The 14,319-nt window shown below is 73.8% G+C and carries 13 protein-coding genes; 8 read left to right on the top strand and 5 right to left on the bottom strand.

Annotated features, from left to right (window positions below; genetic code table 11):
• The first annotated feature begins 2 nt into the window (after positions 1 to 2).
• The 6 genes from Y09_RS02045 (at position 3) to Y09_RS02020 (ending at position 6,981) form a co-directional block, all read left to right on the top strand.
• Positions 3 to 1,280 (top strand): amidohydrolase family protein, encoded by a 1,278-nt coding sequence (locus Y09_RS02045; RefSeq protein ID WP_082358584.1) that lies wholly within the window; start codon positions 3 to 5, stop codon positions 1,278 to 1,280.
• A gap of 188 nt (positions 1,281 to 1,468) precedes the next feature.
• A complete protein-coding gene (locus tag Y09_RS02040) occupies positions 1,469 to 2,878 on the top strand; it encodes a YjiH family protein (protein ID WP_082358583.1) in 1,410 nt (469 codons plus the stop codon).
• Positions 2,879 to 2,949: 71 nt separating this feature from the next.
• Positions 2,950 to 4,506, top strand: a complete 1,557-nt coding sequence (hutH, locus tag Y09_RS02035; RefSeq protein WP_053915995.1) for a histidine ammonia-lyase — start codon at positions 2,950 to 2,952, stop codon at positions 4,504 to 4,506.
• Between the two features lie 152 nt (positions 4,507 to 4,658).
• A complete protein-coding gene (locus tag Y09_RS02030; protein WP_053915994.1) occupies positions 4,659 to 5,645 on the top strand; it encodes a TerC family protein in 987 nt (328 codons plus the stop codon).
• A gap of 245 nt (positions 5,646 to 5,890) precedes the next feature.
• Complete coding sequence (locus tag Y09_RS02025; RefSeq protein ID WP_053915993.1) at positions 5,891 to 6,775, top strand: M4 family metallopeptidase; 885 nt, start codon at positions 5,891 to 5,893, stop codon at positions 6,773 to 6,775.
• Positions 6,772 to 6,981 (top strand): hypothetical protein, encoded by a 210-nt coding sequence (locus Y09_RS02020; RefSeq protein WP_010552154.1) that lies wholly within the window; start codon positions 6,772 to 6,774, stop codon positions 6,979 to 6,981. Before Y09_RS02025 ends, Y09_RS02020 begins: the two co-directional genes overlap by 4 nt.
• Before the next feature lie 97 nt (positions 6,982 to 7,078).
• Here the strand turns inward: Y09_RS02020 and Y09_RS02015 are convergent, their stop codons facing one another.
• The 3 genes from Y09_RS02015 to Y09_RS02005 form a co-directional block, all read right to left on the bottom strand.
• Positions 7,079 to 7,861 (bottom strand): SDR family oxidoreductase, encoded by a 783-nt coding sequence (locus Y09_RS02015; protein ID WP_053915992.1) that lies wholly within the window; start codon positions 7,859 to 7,861, stop codon positions 7,079 to 7,081.
• A gap of 148 nt (positions 7,862 to 8,009) precedes the next feature.
• A complete protein-coding gene (locus tag Y09_RS02010; protein WP_053915991.1) occupies positions 8,010 to 8,582 on the bottom strand; it encodes a cysteine hydrolase family protein in 573 nt (190 codons plus the stop codon).
• Positions 8,579 to 10,078 carry a cytosine permease gene (locus Y09_RS02005; RefSeq protein WP_053915990.1) on the bottom strand — a complete coding sequence of 500 codons (1,500 nt, stop codon included), beginning with the start codon at positions 10,076 to 10,078 and terminating at the stop codon, positions 8,579 to 8,581. Before Y09_RS02005 ends, Y09_RS02010 begins: the two co-directional genes overlap by 4 nt.
• Before the next feature lie 244 nt (positions 10,079 to 10,322).
• Between Y09_RS02005 and Y09_RS02000 the strand changes: the two genes are divergently transcribed.
• Positions 10,323 to 11,348, top strand: a complete 1,026-nt coding sequence (locus tag Y09_RS02000) for an FUSC family protein (RefSeq protein ID WP_234695597.1) — start codon at positions 10,323 to 10,325, stop codon at positions 11,346 to 11,348.
• Positions 11,349 to 11,379: 31 nt separating this feature from the next.
• On the opposite strand, the gene Y09_RS01995 is transcribed toward Y09_RS02000, so the two are convergent.
• Both Y09_RS01995 and Y09_RS01990 read right to left on the bottom strand, forming a co-directional pair.
• Positions 11,380 to 12,270 (bottom strand): hypothetical protein, encoded by an 891-nt coding sequence (locus tag Y09_RS01995; protein WP_010552159.1) that lies wholly within the window; start codon positions 12,268 to 12,270, stop codon positions 11,380 to 11,382.
• Positions 12,271 to 12,373: 103 nt separating this feature from the next.
• Positions 12,374 to 13,474, bottom strand: a complete 1,101-nt coding sequence (locus Y09_RS01990) for a hypothetical protein (protein ID WP_053915988.1) — start codon at positions 13,472 to 13,474, stop codon at positions 12,374 to 12,376.
• 217 nt (positions 13,475 to 13,691) lie between these two features.
• Here Y09_RS01990 and Y09_RS01985 point away from each other — a divergent pair, with 217 nt between their 5' ends.
• The gene (locus tag Y09_RS01985) at positions 13,692 to 14,213 is read left to right on the top strand and encodes a PH domain-containing protein (protein ID WP_053915987.1); all 522 of its coding nucleotides are present in this window, start codon (positions 13,692 to 13,694) and stop codon (positions 14,211 to 14,213) included.
• Positions 14,214 to 14,319: the final 106 nt, after the last annotated feature.

The following is a 14,319-nucleotide window of genomic DNA, read 5'->3' as shown; positions in this document are numbered from 1 at the left end:
CCATGACCTCGACCCTGCTCACCGGCATCTCCGAGCTCTGGACCCTCGACCCCGCCCTCGACGACCCCGCCCGCCCCGGGCAGGTCACCGAGGAGCAGGTGCTGCGCGAGGCCGCCCTCGTGATCGAGGACGGCCGCGTGGCCTGGACCGGCCCCGCCCCGCAGGCCCCGTCGGCCGACGAGCGCGAGGACCTCGGCGGTCGGGCCGTGCTGCCCGGCTGGGTCGACTCCCACTCCCACCTCGTCTTCGACGGCGACCGCGCCGCCGAGTTCGAGGCCCGGATGGCGGGGCAGGCCTACGCCGCAGGCGGCATCGGCGTGACCACCTCGGCGACCCGGGAGGCGTCCGACGAGCGCCTGCGCGACCTCGTCCGGGCCCGGCTCGCGGAGGCCGCCGCCGGCGGCACCACCACGATGGAGACCAAGACCGGCTACGGCCTCACCGTCGCCGACGAGGCCCGGGCCGCGCGCCTCCTCGCCGCCCTCGCGGCCGACGGGGAGCTCGACGAGGTCACCTTCCTCGGCGCGCACCTCGTCCCCTCCGAGTACGACGGCCAGGACGGCCGACCCGGGGCGGAGGAGTACGTCGATCTCGTCGCGGGGGAGATGCTCGAGGCGGTCGCGGAGCACGTGCGCTGGATCGACGTGTTCTGCGAGGAGGGCGCCTTCGACCCCGCCCGGTCCGAGCGGGTGCTGCGCGCCGGCGCCGCGGCGGGCCTGGGCCTCCGCGTCCACGGCAATCAGCTGGGCCGCAGCGGCGGCGTCGCGCTCGCCGCCGCGCTCGGCGCCGCGAGCGTCGACCATCTCAACCACCTCGCGCCGGAGGACGTCGAGGCGCTCGCCGCGACCGCCTCCCGGCCCACGGCCGACGGGGACGCCCCCGGCCTCCTCGCCGTGGACGCCGGGCCGACGGTCGCGACCGTGCTGCCCGCCTGCGACCTCTCCACCCGCGCCCCGCTCGCCCCCGCCCGGGAGCTGCTCGATGCCGGCGCCGCCCTCGCGATCGCCTCGAACTGCAACCCCGGCACCAGCTACACGAGCGCGATGAGCTTCTGCGTCGCGACCGCCGTGCTGCAGATGCACCTCTCCCTCGCCGAGGCCGTGGGCGCCGCGACCCGCGGCGGGGCCCTCGCCCTGCGCCGCAGCGACGTCGGCCATCTCGGGACCGGCGCCCGCGCCGACCTGCACGTGCTCGACGCCCCTGCCGCGATCCACCTCGCTTACCGCCCCGGCATGCCGCTGACCCATCAGGTGCGTCGACGCGGCGAACGGATCGCCTGACCCCGTCCCCGTCCCACCGCCCCGATGCTCCGTCACCCCGTCTTCCTGCCTCGCCGGACGCGTTCACCGGCGGAATGTGGGGACGGTTCCGCCATAGGACCGAGGATCCGCCCATACCGCCAGTGAACGCATGGCCCGCCCTCCCACAGCCCGCCCGCCCCTCCTCACCCCACGAAAGGACGACTTCGATGATGACCTCGTCCGACGCCGTTCCCGGTCCGCGCCGCGGCCCTGCCCATGAGCCCTTCGACCGCTCCGCCGCCGCCATCGCCCGGTCCGTGACCTGCGCCGACGGCACTGAGCGGCCCGTCCCGCACCGGCGCTGGCGCTTCTTCGTGTACAGCGCGCTCGGCCTGGTGATGTTCTTCGTGTCGGTCGAGATCGGCGGGAAGTCCACGATCCTCGTCGACCACGCCCTCACCTTCGTGCGCTGGGTGCTGGGCCCGGCCGTGCCGTGGGTGGTGGTGGCGCTGGTGCTGCTGGGCACCGTGCGCCCCTTCGTCACCGGCTCCTGGCGCCGCGGTGCGCTGCGCACCGTCTTCGCGGTCGCGAACGTGGTGGGGCTCGTCGTCGCGGTCTGCGCGGCGCTCGGCTACTACCCGGGACCGCTCGGCAACCCCGACATCGGCCCCTTCCTGTGGGAGAAGCTCGGCATCCCCGTCGGCCTCATCGTGCCCGTCGGCGCCGTGTTCCTCGCCCTGCTGATCAACTACGGGCTGATGGAGTTCATCGGCGTGCTGGTCCAGCCGATCATGCGCCCGCTGTGGAAGGTGCCCGGCCGCGCCGCGGTCGACGCCGTCGCCTCCTTCGTCGGCTCCTATTCCCTCGCCCTGCTGATCACCGACCGGGTCTACCGCGAGGGCCGCTACACCGGCCGCGAGGCCGCGATCATCGCCACCGGCTTCTCGACCGTCTCGGCGACCTTCATGGTCATCGTCGCGAGCACGCTCGAGATCATGCACCACTGGACCCTGTACTTCTTCCTCACCCTGGTGGTCACCTTCGCGGTCACCGCGATCACGGTGCGGATCCCGCCGCTGAGCCGCGTGCCCGACGTCCCCTTCGAGGGCGTGGAGCACCAGGCCGAGCCGGTCTCGACCGGGAGCCGGCTGCGTCAGGCCTGGGACGAGGCGATGCGCGCCCTCCACGGCGCGCCGGGCGTGGTGCGCGGCACCTGGGACACCGTCAAGGACGGCGTGCTGATGGCCGCCGCGATCGTCCCCTCGATCCTCTCCGTCGGGCTCGCCGGGCTGCTGCTGGCCACCTACACCCCGGTCTTCGACCTGTTGGGATGGCTGTTCGTGCCCTTCGCCTGGCTCGTGCAGCTGCCGGACCCGGCGCTCGCCGGCAAGGCCGTCTCCGTCGGCATCGCCGAGATGTTCCTGCCCGCCACCGTTGTCGCCGGGCACGAGTCCGAGGTGCTGCGCTTCACCGTCGGGGTCACCGCCGTCTCCCAGATCGTGTTCTTCTCGGCGCTGGTCCCCTCGGTCCTGGCCACCCGCATCCCCGTGGACGTGGGCCGGCTGGTGGTGCTGTGGTTCGTGCGGGTGGTGCTGACGATCCTGATCACCGGCCCGCTCGCGCACCTGCTGCTGTAGCCCGCGCCCGCCCTCGCCCCCGCACTCGCGCGGCCCCGCCGCCGCGCGCCCCGCCCCTGAAAGGACTCGTCATGACCAGCACCAGCATCGGCCCCGTCGTCACCCTCTCCGCCGCCGGCCTCACCGCCGCCGACGTGCTCGCCGTCGCCCGCCGAGGGGCCCGCGTCCAGCTCGACCCCGCCGCCCGCGAGCAGGTCGCCTCCGTCCGCGCCCACATCGACGCGCTCGCCGCGGGCGAGACCCCCGTCTACGGCGTCTCCACCGGCTTCGGGGCGCTGGCCGACACGTCCATCCCACCCTCGATGCGCCACGCCCTGCAGCGCTCCCTGATCCGCTCCCACGCCGCCGGCGCCGGCCCCGAGGTCGAGACCGAGGTGGTGCGCGCCCTGATGCTGCTGCGCGCCCGCACCCTCGCCTCCGGCCGCACCGGCGTGCGCCCCGTCGTCGTCGAGACGATGCTCGCGCTGCTGAACGCCCGCATCACCCCGATCGTCCACGAGTACGGCTCCCTCGGCTGCTCCGGCGACCTCGCCCCGCTCTCCCACTGCGCGATCGTGCTGATGGGGGAGGGGCGCGCCCGCGACCGCGACGGCGTGGAGCGGCCCGTGCCGGAGCTGCTCGCCGAGGCGGGGATCGAGCCGGTGCTGCTCGAGGAGAAGGAGGGCCTGGCCCTCATCAACGGCACGGACGGCATGCTCGGCATGCTCCTGATGGCCCTGGCCGACCTCGACGAGCTGGTGCGCACCGCCGACGTCACCACGGCGCTGTCCGTGCAGGCCCTGCGCGGCCGCGACACGGTCTTCCGCCCCGAGCTGCACGCCCCGCTGCGCCCCCATCCCGGCCAGGAGGCGTCGGCCGCGAACATCCTCGCCCTGCTCGAGGGCTCCGGGATCATCGCCGACGTCGCCGCCGAGGGATCCCGTGTCCAGGACGCCTACTCGCTGCGCTGCGCCCCGCAGGTCGCCGGCGGCGTGCGGGACACGATCGAGCACGCCCGCACCGTCGCCGAGCGCGAGCTCGCCTCCGCGATCGACAACCCCGTCGTGCTCGAGGACGGCACCGTCACCTCCAACGGGAACTTCCACGGCGCCCCCGTCGCCTACGTGCTCGACTTCCTCGCCGTCGTCTCCGCGGACCTCGCCTCGATCGCGGAGCGCCGCACCGACCGGATGCTCGACAAGTCCCGCTCCCACGGCCTGCCGCCCTTCCTCGCCGACGACCCCGGCGTGGACTCCGGCTTCATGATCGCCCAGTACACCCAGGCCGGCCTCGTCTCCGAGATGAAGCGTCTCGCGGTGCCGGCGAGCGTGGACTCGATCCCCTCCTCCGCCATGCAGGAGGACCACGTCTCGATGGGCTGGCACGCCGCCCGCAAGCTCCGCACCAGTGTCGAGAACCTCCGCCGGGTCCTCGCGATCGAGCTGCTCACCGCCGCCCGCGCGATCGACCTGCGGGCGCCGCTGAGCCCGTCGGCCGGCAGCGCCGCCGCGATCGCGGTGCTGCGGGAGAGCGTCGAGGGGCCCGGCCCGGACCGCTTCCTCGCCCCCGACATCGCCGAGGCGGAGGCGCGTCTGGCCGACGGGACGCTGCTCGCCGCGGTGGAGGGCGTCGTCGGCGACCTGCGATGACGATCTTCACCCCGGCCGGAGCGGTCGCGATCGGCGGGGGAGCGGTAGCCTGAGGCACGCCGTCCGGCCCCCATGGGAGCCGGGAGCGGCCGCCCTGACCCCGTCCGCCGTCCGGAGCCTCCTCGACTCGGGCGCCCCCTGAAAGAAGTCCCATGGGAGAACTGCACCTCGGCTTCGAGATCGTCGCCCTGGTCGTGCTCTGCGTGATCCTGCTCGCCGACCTCCTGCTCGTGATCAAGCGCCCCCACCTGCCCTCGATGAAGGAGTGCGCAGGCTGGATCGGCTTCTACGTCGGCCTCGCGCTCGTCTTCGCGGTGGTGCTCTTCTTCGTGGGCGGCGCCAAGCCGTCCTCGGAGTTCCTCACCGGCTGGCTGCTCGAGTACTCGCTGAGCATCGACAACCTCTTCGTCTTCATCCTGATCATGGCGAAGTTCGGGGTGCCGCGGAAGTACCAGCAGGAAGCGCTGATGGTGGGCATCATCATCGCGCTCATCGCGCGCGGCCTGTTCATCCTCGCGGGCTCCGTGATCATCGAGCACTTCGTCGGCGTCTTCTACATCTTCGGCCTGTTCCTGCTGTACACGGCCTGGAAGCAGGCCTTCGGCGACGAGGACGACGACGCGGAGTCGCCGATCATGCGCCGGGTGCGCCGGGTCATCCCGGTCTCCGAGGAGTACGACAGCAACAAGATCCGCACCGTCGTGGACGGCAAGAAGATGTTCACCCCGATGCTGCTGGTGTTCATCACCCTCGGCATCACCGACGTCATGTTCGCGCTGGACTCGATCCCCGCGATCTTCGGCGTGACCCGCAACCCGTTCCTGGTGTTCACCGCGAACATCTTCGCGCTGATGGGCCTGCGCCAGCTGTACTTCCTGCTCGGCGGCATGCTGGACCGCCTGGCCTACCTGCACTACGGCATCGCCGCGATCCTCGGCTTCATCGGCGTGAAGCTGCTGATCCACGCGATCCACGAGGCGCCGCTGGGCTTCATCCCCGGCTTCGACACCCTCGCGAAGATCCCCGAGGTGCCGATCTGGCTCTCGCTGAGCTTCATCGCGGTCGCGATGGGCGTGGCGATCATCGCCTCGCTCGTGGCCGCCCGGAAGAAGGAGGGCGAGGAGCTCACCTCGAAGTGATCCCGCCGGGGCGGCTCGCGCCCCGTGCCGCCGTCCGGCGGGCACTGCTCAGGCACCGTCCGAGCACCGCTCCGGCACTGCGCCCCCGAGGTCCCGCACCTCGGGGGCGCTTCCCTTCGTCGGGGGAGCGGGGCGAGGATGGGGGCATGAGCCCGGCCCCGCAGGATCCTCTCCCGCCCCCGCCTCGGCAGGGGGCGGGGCACCTCCTGCCGCAGCCTGCGGAACGCGCCCCGGACCCGGGGCCCGTGCACGGGATCGTCCCCCCGCACCTGCTGCGCAGGATCGCCGACGGGCCGACGGGGCAGAGCGCGGACGCGGCGCGACGGACCCTCGCCCTCGGCGCCCGCACGACCGCGACCAGGGAGGTGCGAGCCGCGCGGACCGGACGGACGGACGCCCCGACAGGCACCCGGCCGCAGTCCTCGCCGGATGCTCCGAGCGCCTCGGCGGGCCTGCTGCCGCCGCACATCGCGCAGCGGCTCCCTCGCCCGGACCCCGCCGCCCGCCCGGCGGTGCCGGACGGACGCGCGGCCGCGGCGGGGACGACGCCGGCGACCGCTCCCGGAGCGGCGACGTCGGCCGTGCCGGAGGCGGGCCTGATCTACCTCGCCCAGCCCGGGGCGCTGCACGAGTCGATCGCGGACTGCTTCGGCGCGATGACCGCACAGCACCAGCGGGGCCAGAGAGCCGAGGAGGCGGACTGGCTGATCGGCGCGGGCCTGTTCACCGACGCCGTGCAGGGGGTGGCGCTGCGTTCGATGAAGGCGCCCGGCACCGCCTACGACGACCCGGTGCTCGGGAAGGACCCGCAGCCGGACTCGATGGCGCACTACGCCGACCTCCCGCACGACGCCGAGAACGACAACGGCGGGGTGCACATCAACTCCGGCATCCCCAACCGGGCGTTCTACCTGGCCGCGACCGGGATCGGCGGGCGCACCGAGGAAGGGGCGGGTCTGCTCTGGTACGACGCACTCACCCGCGGCGGCCTGCCCCGGGACGCGGACTTCGCGACCTTCGCCGCCGCGACGCTCGCCGCCGCCGAGGCCCGCCACGGCGCGGACTCGGCCGAGCGCGCGGCCGTCGCGGAGGCGTGGCGCACGGTCGGCGTGCTCGAGGGGGAGGCATGAGGGACGAGGGACGCGCCGCGGGCCGGATCGTGCCGGTGACCGAGGTGCCGGCGGGGGACGACGCCTGCTGGCTCGGGCAGCTGTGCCCGGAGTGCGGGGCCGTGCCGGAGGGGGCGGGGGCCCAGGACGCGACGGTGCCCTGCTGGCGCTGCGGGGCGGTGCGGGGGCGGAGCGAGCAGGGCGGGGGCGGCGCCGCGGCTCGATGAGCGCAGCGCCCCTCGAGTGCTGCGACCCTCGAGCGCTGCGACGCCGCGGCCGCACCCTTCTGCTGTCGGCGCCCGCCGATCCCCTCGCCGGCGGCGGTCAGACCGCGGGCGTCGCGAAGCCCCCGTTGGACAGCAGCAGCTGACCGCGGATCCACCCGCCCTGCGGGGACAGCAGGAAGCGCACCAGGTCCGCAACGGTGCCCGGCGCGCCGAGCTCCCCGCCGGGCGTCTGCGCCGCGCCGGCGGCGCGGATCTCGTCGTCCATCCAGCCGGTGTCGATCGGGCCGGGATTGATCACGTTGGTGCGGATCCCGCGGTCGGCGAGCTCGTGGGTGCCGGCCAGCACCAGGCGGTCCAGCGCCCCCTTCGTCGCACCGTAGGGCAGGTTGTGGACGGTGTGGTCGCTGGTCAGGGCGATCACCGCGCCACCAGGGGAGTCGGGGCCGACTGGGACCTGCTCGGCGAAGGCGCGGAGCAGCAGCCAGCTCGCCCGCACGTTGACCGCGTAGTGCCGGTCGAAGTTCTCCACCGTCGTGTCCAGGATCGAGGAGTCCACCGACTCGCAGTGGCTCATCACCAGCGCGCCGAGCGGTCCGAGGGCCTCGCGGGCCTCGTGGACGAGTCGCTCCGGGACGGCGGGATCGGCGAGGTCGCCGGGCAGCAGCACGACCCGCCGGCCCAGGCCGCGCAGCTCCTCGGCCAGCAGCTCGACGTCGGCGTCCTCGCCGAGCACGCGCCGGTCGTACTCGCCGTGGAAGGAGAGCGCGAGGTCGCAGCCGTCCTCGGCGAGGCCGCGCGCGATCGCGGCGCCGATCCCGCGACGTCGGCCGACGCCGGTGAGCAGTGCGGTGCGGGGAAGGGCGGGGGCGCGGCGGTGCATGAGCGCAGACTACGGAGGCGGGCCTCGCCATGGCCAGCGGTTTCCCCGGCCCGGTCTCGGCGCGTGCGCCTCGGGGTGCCACGCCGCCGGGCGGGTCACGGCGTGAGGGCGGTGCCGCTGCGTGGCGAGTCGGTCGCGGGGCCGGCGATCAGCCCGGCTCCCCGGCGACCGCGAGGACCTCGGCGGTGCCGGCGACCGTGACCTGCGGTCCGAACAGGCTCATCGTGTGCAGGGCCGCCGCCCCGTTCGCCTCGTCCGAGGCGGCGCAGGCATCGGTCACCACCGTCAGGTGCGCGCCCGCGTCCGCGGCGGCGAGCACGGTCGCGATCACGCAGCAGTCCGTGGAGACCCCGGCGATCAGCAGCGGCGCCGCCGTCGCGGCCTCGCCGAGGCTCGCGCGCAGCTGCGGCCCCCACTTGCCGAAGGTCGGCTCGTCGATCGTGGGATGGGCGGTGAGCTCCGCCGCGCCGTCGACCAGGTCGTAGAGCGGATCGGTCGCGGGGACGTCCGCGAAGGGCCAGGTGCGGAAGTACTCGCCCCAGGAGGTGGTGCGGTCCGCCGTCGGCAGCCAGCGGCTGACCAGCGTGCGCTCGGGACCGACGTGCGCGGCGAGCTCGCGGATCCGCTCCCAGGCCTCGCCCCAGAACGGGGAGGCCCAGCCCGAGCCGGGATCGGCGAAGATCCGCTGCGGGTCGACGATCAGCAGGTGGGGTGCGCTCATGCCGTCCGCTCCTGCGCGCGGATCCGGCCGCGGCGCGCGAACCAGGTGACGGCGAAGCCGAACACCAGGGCGAACAGCACGCCGACGTTCGCGTAGGCCCAGTTCCCGTCCCAGTAGGCGCCGGCCGGATCCTCCACGAAGGTGCCCAGGCCCAGCGGCTCGAGCAGGTAGCCCTGCCAGTTGTTCCACGCGGCGTCCTCCGCGAAGGAGTTCACCACCAGGCCCCAGCCGATCACGGAGGCGACGACCATGGTGCCCACGGAGATCCAGTCGATCGAGCCGTAGCGGCCCTTCGGATCGAACAGCGCCTGCTCGTCGTAGTCGGCGCGGCGGGAGAGCACGTCGGCGATGAGGATCCCGGCCCAGGCCGCGATCGGGACGCCGAGGGTGATCAGGAAGCTCTGGAAGGGGCCGATGAAGCTCTGCGCGAAGAACGCCACCCAGATCGTGCCGGCCGTGAGGATCACGCCGTCCACGGCGGCGGCGGCCGGGCGGGGGATCTTGATCCCGAGGCTGATCAGGGTCAGGCCCGAGGAGTAGATGCCGAGCACCGCGCCGGAGACCAGGGTCAGCACCGCGACGATCCAGAAGGGCACCAGCGCCCACAGCGGCAGGATCGTGATCAGCGCGCCGATCGGGTCGGACTCGATCGCCGTGTTCAGCGCGGGGTCGGAGCCGGCCAGCAGCAGCCCGAAGATCACCAACACCACCGGGGCGGCCGCGCCGCCGATCGTGTTCCACAGGATGATGGACCCGTCGGACGCCGAGCGCTTCTGGTAGCGGGACCAGTCCGCGGAGATGTTGATCCAGCCCAGGCCGAAGCCGGTCATCACCATCACCAGCGCCCCGATCATCGCCTGCGGCGGGCCCGACGGGGCCGACATCACCGCGGCGAGGTCGATGTGCGGGATCGTGAGGACCATGAAGACGATCGTCATCGCGCCGGTCGCCCAGGTCAGGATCGACTGCAGCTTCATGATCGTGTGATAGCCGAGCACGGAGGCGCCGACGATCAGGGCCGCGATCGCGAGCGCCGCGATGACGGTGACGGCGCTGCCCGCCCCGATCCCGAGGATCTCGAAGACCGTGGCCGTGGCGAGCACCGCGGAGATCGCCAGCGAGGTCTCCCAGCCGATCGAGGTCAGCCACGAGATGATGCCCGGCACCTTCTGGCCGTGCACGCCGAAGGCGGCGCGCGAGAGCACCATCGTCGGCGCGGAGCCGCGCTTGCCCGCGATCGCGACCAGCCCGCACAGTGCGAAGCTGAGGACGATGCCGATGACCGCGACGATCGTCGCCTGCCAGAAGCTGATCCCGAAGCCGAGCAGGTAGGAGCCGTAGCTCATCCCGAACACGGACACGTTCGCGGCGAACCAGGGCCAGAACAGGTCTCGCGGCCGGGCGGTGCGCTCCGACTCGGCGATGATCTCGATGCCCGTGGTCTCGACGAGCGGCGCGGTGCGGGCGCCCTCGGGCGCGGCGGGGGAGATGGACATGGGCAGAGTCTCCCACGTCACAGCTCCGCGGGATGTTCCCGACCTCATGGCGGCCGACGCCGGGCGGCGCTAGCCTGACCGCGACCTCCCCTGCCCCGGCCCGCGCGCTCCGTCGCCGCCCGCCCCGGCGGGCCCCTGTTCGACGACGACCCCGGTCGTGCCTCCTCCCCGTGCGTCCCGACCGCGGTCGCGCCCCTCTCCTGGAAGGAGTCGCGTGCCCCGGACCGCGTCCCCCCTCGCGCGAGTGAGCGGACTGCTCACGATCGCCCCGGCCCGCGTCGACCACATCCCCGCCTTCCGCATCGCGGTGGGCCTCGCGATCCCGATGGCGGTGCTGCTGCTCACCGACCGCATCGAGTTCGCGATGTACGTCGGCTTCGGGGCGTTCACCGGCATCTACTCCCGCTACGAGCCGACCCGAGCGCGCTTCCGCCGCCAGCTGCTGGCCGGCGCCATGCTCACCGTCTGCGTGACGATCGGCGCGGCCGTCGCGCAGCTCGCGCCGAGGATGCCCGAGACGCTCTCCTCCTGGATCGTGATCCTCGTCGGCGCGCTGGTCGCCGGGGGCTCGGCGATCCTCGTGACCTCGCGCGGGCTGAAGCCGGGCGGGGCGATCTTCCCCGTCTTCGCGACCGCGGCGGTCGCCTCCGCGCCGTCGGTCGCCCCGTTCTGGCTCGCGGGGCTGATCGCGGCCTCCGTCGTCGCCCTGTGCGTGCTGCTGGGACTGCTGGGGCACTGGGCGGGGGAGCGCCATCCGGACGTGGTGCTCGGCCGCGACCACGAGGACGTCACCCGCGCCGAGCTCGGCGCCGAGTTCACCCGCTACGTCGTCGCCGCGCTGGTCGCGGGCGCGATCGGCCTCGCCTCCGGACTGCCCTTCCCGTACTGGGCCCAGGTGGCGGCCGTCGCGCCGTTGGCCTCGCCCGGCCACGGAGCACGGATCGAGAAGGGCGTCCACCGCCTCGTCGGCACGATCCTCGGCGTAGGAGTGACCGCGTTCCTGCTGTCCTTCCCGGCCGAGCCCTGGCAGCTGGTGGTGTGGGTGGTGCTGCTGCGGTTCCTCGCCGAGATGTTCATCCTGCGCAACTACTCGATCGCGCTGCTGTTCATCACGCCGCTCGCGCTGCTGATGGTCCAGCTGGGCCATCCCCAGCCCGCCGGCCCGATGCTCGAGGCACGCGTGCTGGAGACGGCGATCGGCGTCGTCGTCGGCCTCGCGCTGGTGCTCGGCCGCTACGCGCGGGAGCGGCGCCGCACGCTCGTCGCCTGAGTCGGCCGACGGCCCGCGCGCCGTCCGGACCTCAGGCGCCGGGGCCGCCCGTCCCCTCGTCGCCCGACGGCTCCTCCTCCGGCGACCGCGGCACGAGCAGGTCGATCGCGGAGCGCAGGCTCTCGGGGGAGACGTCGGAGACCTGCACCTGGTCCTGCGGGGACCGCTGCGGCCCCACCGCGCCGTCGTCGATCACCCGCACCCGGTCGGAGGTCGCGACGACGGTGGCCTGCCGCCCCTCGCCCTCGGCGACGGAGGTGATGACCGACAGCGCACGGGCGTCCGCCGCCTCCGGGCCGGTGACGGCCTCGGCGCGGGTGGTGGTCGTCGGCTCGCCGTCCTCGCCGGCGACGCCGAACGGGTCGGTGAACTTCCGGATCCGCTCGGCGACCTCGTCGACCTCCGGGACGCTGAAGTGGTGGAACCCGTCGACGGTGACGTACTCCTCGAGCACCCCGCGGCGGGGGAACAGGTAGTGCGCGAGCGTTGTCGAGCCGCCGTTCAGCGCCCGTGTCGTGGTGATCATCCCCTCCGGGATGCGGCGCAGGGTCACGACCCCGGCGAGCCGACGATCGAGCTGGACGGGGCGGGCGGAGGGGTCCCCGGAGCCGGAGACGAGCTCCCCCTCCTCCTCGACGCTCTCGCCGCCGGGCCGCACCAGGCCCCGCGCGGTGAGCGAGCGGAGGGCCGAGGCGGAGGCGGAGTCGGCGTCCACCTGGTCCTGGTCGAGATACGGGCTGCCCAGCAGCGCGAGCGCCGAGGCGCCGTCCAGGCCCCTCAGCTCCTCGTCGGTGAGGGTGATCAGCACCTCCGGCTCCGTCCCGGCACCGGCGAGCACCTCCATCGCCCCGAGCATGTCGCGCTGGGTGATCATGGGCTCGGTCGAGGAGGACTGCTGCGAGGCCTGCGGGGTGTCGCTCATGCGGGGTCGGCTCCCTGGGAGGCGAGGGCCCGCCGTCGCGGCGGGGCCCGGATCGGTCACGGGTCGGGGTCAGCGTCTCATGGGCGCGGCGGGCGCGGCGGCGTCACCAGGGCAGGGCGTCCGCGAGGCCGTCGACCGCACCGGAGATGCCGTCGCCGACGGAGTCCACGACGTTCCCGACGCCCTCCGAGACCGCCCCGGCGGTGTCGCCGACGAAGTCCGTGGTGGCGTTCCAGGCGTCGGAGGCGGTCGAGGAGATCGCGGGCCAGTTGTCGTAGACCATCTTGCCCACGTCCGCGAGCGCCGCCCCGCCGGAGATGACCGCCCCGGCGGCCACGAGGGGTCCTCCGACGATCGCCCCGACGCCCGTCGCGGACATCGCGCCGCCGGCGAGCATCAGCCCGCCGCCGAGCGCGCTCGCCCCGCCCGTGACCGCGCTGAAGGTGTCCCCGTTCTTGATGCCGTCGATCATCTGCCAGCCGCCGGTGACCACGTCGATGCCCGGCAGCGCCTTGCCCACGAAGGGGGCGACGTCGTCGAGGAAGGGGGCGACCTTCGAGAGCTTCCCGGCGGCGTCGTCCACCCAGCCGAAGAAGTTCTTGTTCCCCAGCCCTGTCGGGACGTTGAACGGCAGCTCGCCGATCATCTTCTTGACCAGGCCGCTGTACTCGGTGCCCGCGCTGAACGCCGACTCGGTGATGTCCTTGCCGTACTTCCAGGTCCCGGCGGCGAGCTGGAAGATGTCCTCGGCCCCGCCGATGAAGTCCGTCGAGCGGTCGATGATCCGGGCGAGGTCCCAGACCTTCTTGGCCCGGGTGAACGCGGTCTGGAGCGTGTTGAAGACGCCGAGGCCGTCGTTGAGCCCGCCCAGCAGCGAGTCCCACCAGGAGCCGCCGTCCTTCCCGCCGCCGGAGCCGCCGCCCTCGTCGGACCCCGCGCCGGAGGCCTCGTCCTGCTCCTCGGCATGCTGCTCGAGGTCCGTGCCGCGGCGGGAGATCAGCTCCCCGACCTGGTCGAACAGCGGGGACGTGCTCGAGGACCAGCGCTCGCGGAAGGCGTCGGCGTCCGGGCCGCGCCATGCGCTCTCGTCCATGACGACCGGCTGCAGCAGGTCGCGCAGCTCACCGATCGCCGTCGCCCGCTGGACGAGCAGCGCGGAGTGGTCGCGCAGCTGATCGGTGTCGGCGCCGTAGAAGCCGCTCATGCTGTTCCCCCGGAGAATGATCGGTCCCTCTGGATCCGGTGCCGCCGGCACGACGAGCGGGCCGGGCACCGACGTCAGGGTAGGGGCGATCCAGGACGGCGGCCATGGGGAGTACTCCCCATCGAGCGCAGCCGGTCACGGCGTCGGCACCGCCGACGGCCCGGCACGAGGCCCGGGCCGCAGCGCGGACCCGGCGGCTGACCGTAGGCTCGTGGGCATGGGGACGAGACGAGACAGGCTGCGCGAGGCGGCCGCCCTCCAGGAGCAGATCCGTGAGCAGCACGGCGAGGACGCCGATGCGGTGATGGCGCAGTCGCTCGCCGAGCGGACAGGAGCCAGCCGTGCGGAGTCCACGTACCGCCGGGCCATGGCCCGGAACCAGGGGCTGCGCTTCCGCGCGTCGGACATGAACCTGCCCCAGCAGGTGCTGCACCCGGAGGAGACCGTCCACGAGGTCGCCGTCGGCGCCCAGCGCTCGGACACCTTCCCGCTGCTGATCGTCACCGACAGGCGGGTCCTGCACGTCATGGACCGTCTGCGCGGCTGGACCGTGCTCGAGGAGGCACCGGCCGCGGCGGTCACGGGGGCCGAGCTCGAGGAGCGGTTGCTCTCCGGCCGGCTCCGCGTCCATGTGCGCGAGGGCCGGGACCTGACGATGAAGGTGGCCGAGCGGGCCCGCAGCCAGGAGGTCGTCGACCTCCTGCAGCACCTGGCCGCCGGCGGTGCGCCGCCGCGCTGACCTCCGCCGGGCGGCACGGACGGGCCGAGCGAGGTCGAGTCCACGGCCCGCCTCCTGCATGCCCCGACCTGCACGCGGCACCGGATTCCCGCACCGCCCTCCGTGG

Source organism: Brachybacterium sp. SW0106-09, from assembly GCF_001293905.1.
Classification (GTDB): Bacteria; Actinomycetota; Actinomycetes; order Actinomycetales; family Dermabacteraceae; genus Brachybacterium; species Brachybacterium conglomeratum.
This window is presented reverse-complemented; position numbering and strand designations above follow the sequence as displayed.

Excerpts from the sequence above, each read along its gene's own strand:
- Y09_RS02045 (WP_082358584.1), top strand. The coding sequence starts at position 3 with ATGACCTCGACCCTGCTCACCGGCATCTCCGAGCTCTGGACCCTCGAC.
- Y09_RS02040 (WP_082358583.1), top strand. The coding sequence starts at position 1,469 with ATGATGACCTCGTCCGACGCCGTTCCCGGTCCGCGCCGCGGCCCTGCC.
- hutH (WP_053915995.1), top strand. The coding sequence starts at position 2,950 with ATGACCAGCACCAGCATCGGCCCCGTCGTCACCCTCTCCGCCGCCGGC.
- Y09_RS02030 (WP_053915994.1), top strand. The coding sequence starts at position 4,659 with ATGGGAGAACTGCACCTCGGCTTCGAGATCGTCGCCCTGGTCGTGCTC.
- Y09_RS02020 (WP_010552154.1), top strand. The coding sequence starts at position 6,772 with ATGAGGGACGAGGGACGCGCCGCGGGCCGGATCGTGCCGGTGACCGAG.
- Y09_RS02015 (WP_053915992.1), bottom strand. The coding sequence starts at position 7,861 with ATGCACCGCCGCGCCCCCGCCCTTCCCCGCACCGCACTGCTCACCGGC.
- Y09_RS02010 (WP_053915991.1), bottom strand. The coding sequence starts at position 8,582 with ATGAGCGCACCCCACCTGCTGATCGTCGACCCGCAGCGGATCTTCGCC.
- Y09_RS02005 (WP_053915990.1), bottom strand. The coding sequence starts at position 10,078 with ATGTCCATCTCCCCCGCCGCGCCCGAGGGCGCCCGCACCGCGCCGCTC.
- Y09_RS01995 (WP_010552159.1), bottom strand. The coding sequence starts at position 12,270 with ATGAGCGACACCCCGCAGGCCTCGCAGCAGTCCTCCTCGACCGAGCCC.
- Y09_RS01990 (WP_053915988.1), bottom strand. The coding sequence starts at position 13,474 with ATGAGCGGCTTCTACGGCGCCGACACCGATCAGCTGCGCGACCACTCC.
- Y09_RS01985 (WP_053915987.1), top strand. The coding sequence starts at position 13,692 with ATGGGGACGAGACGAGACAGGCTGCGCGAGGCGGCCGCCCTCCAGGAG.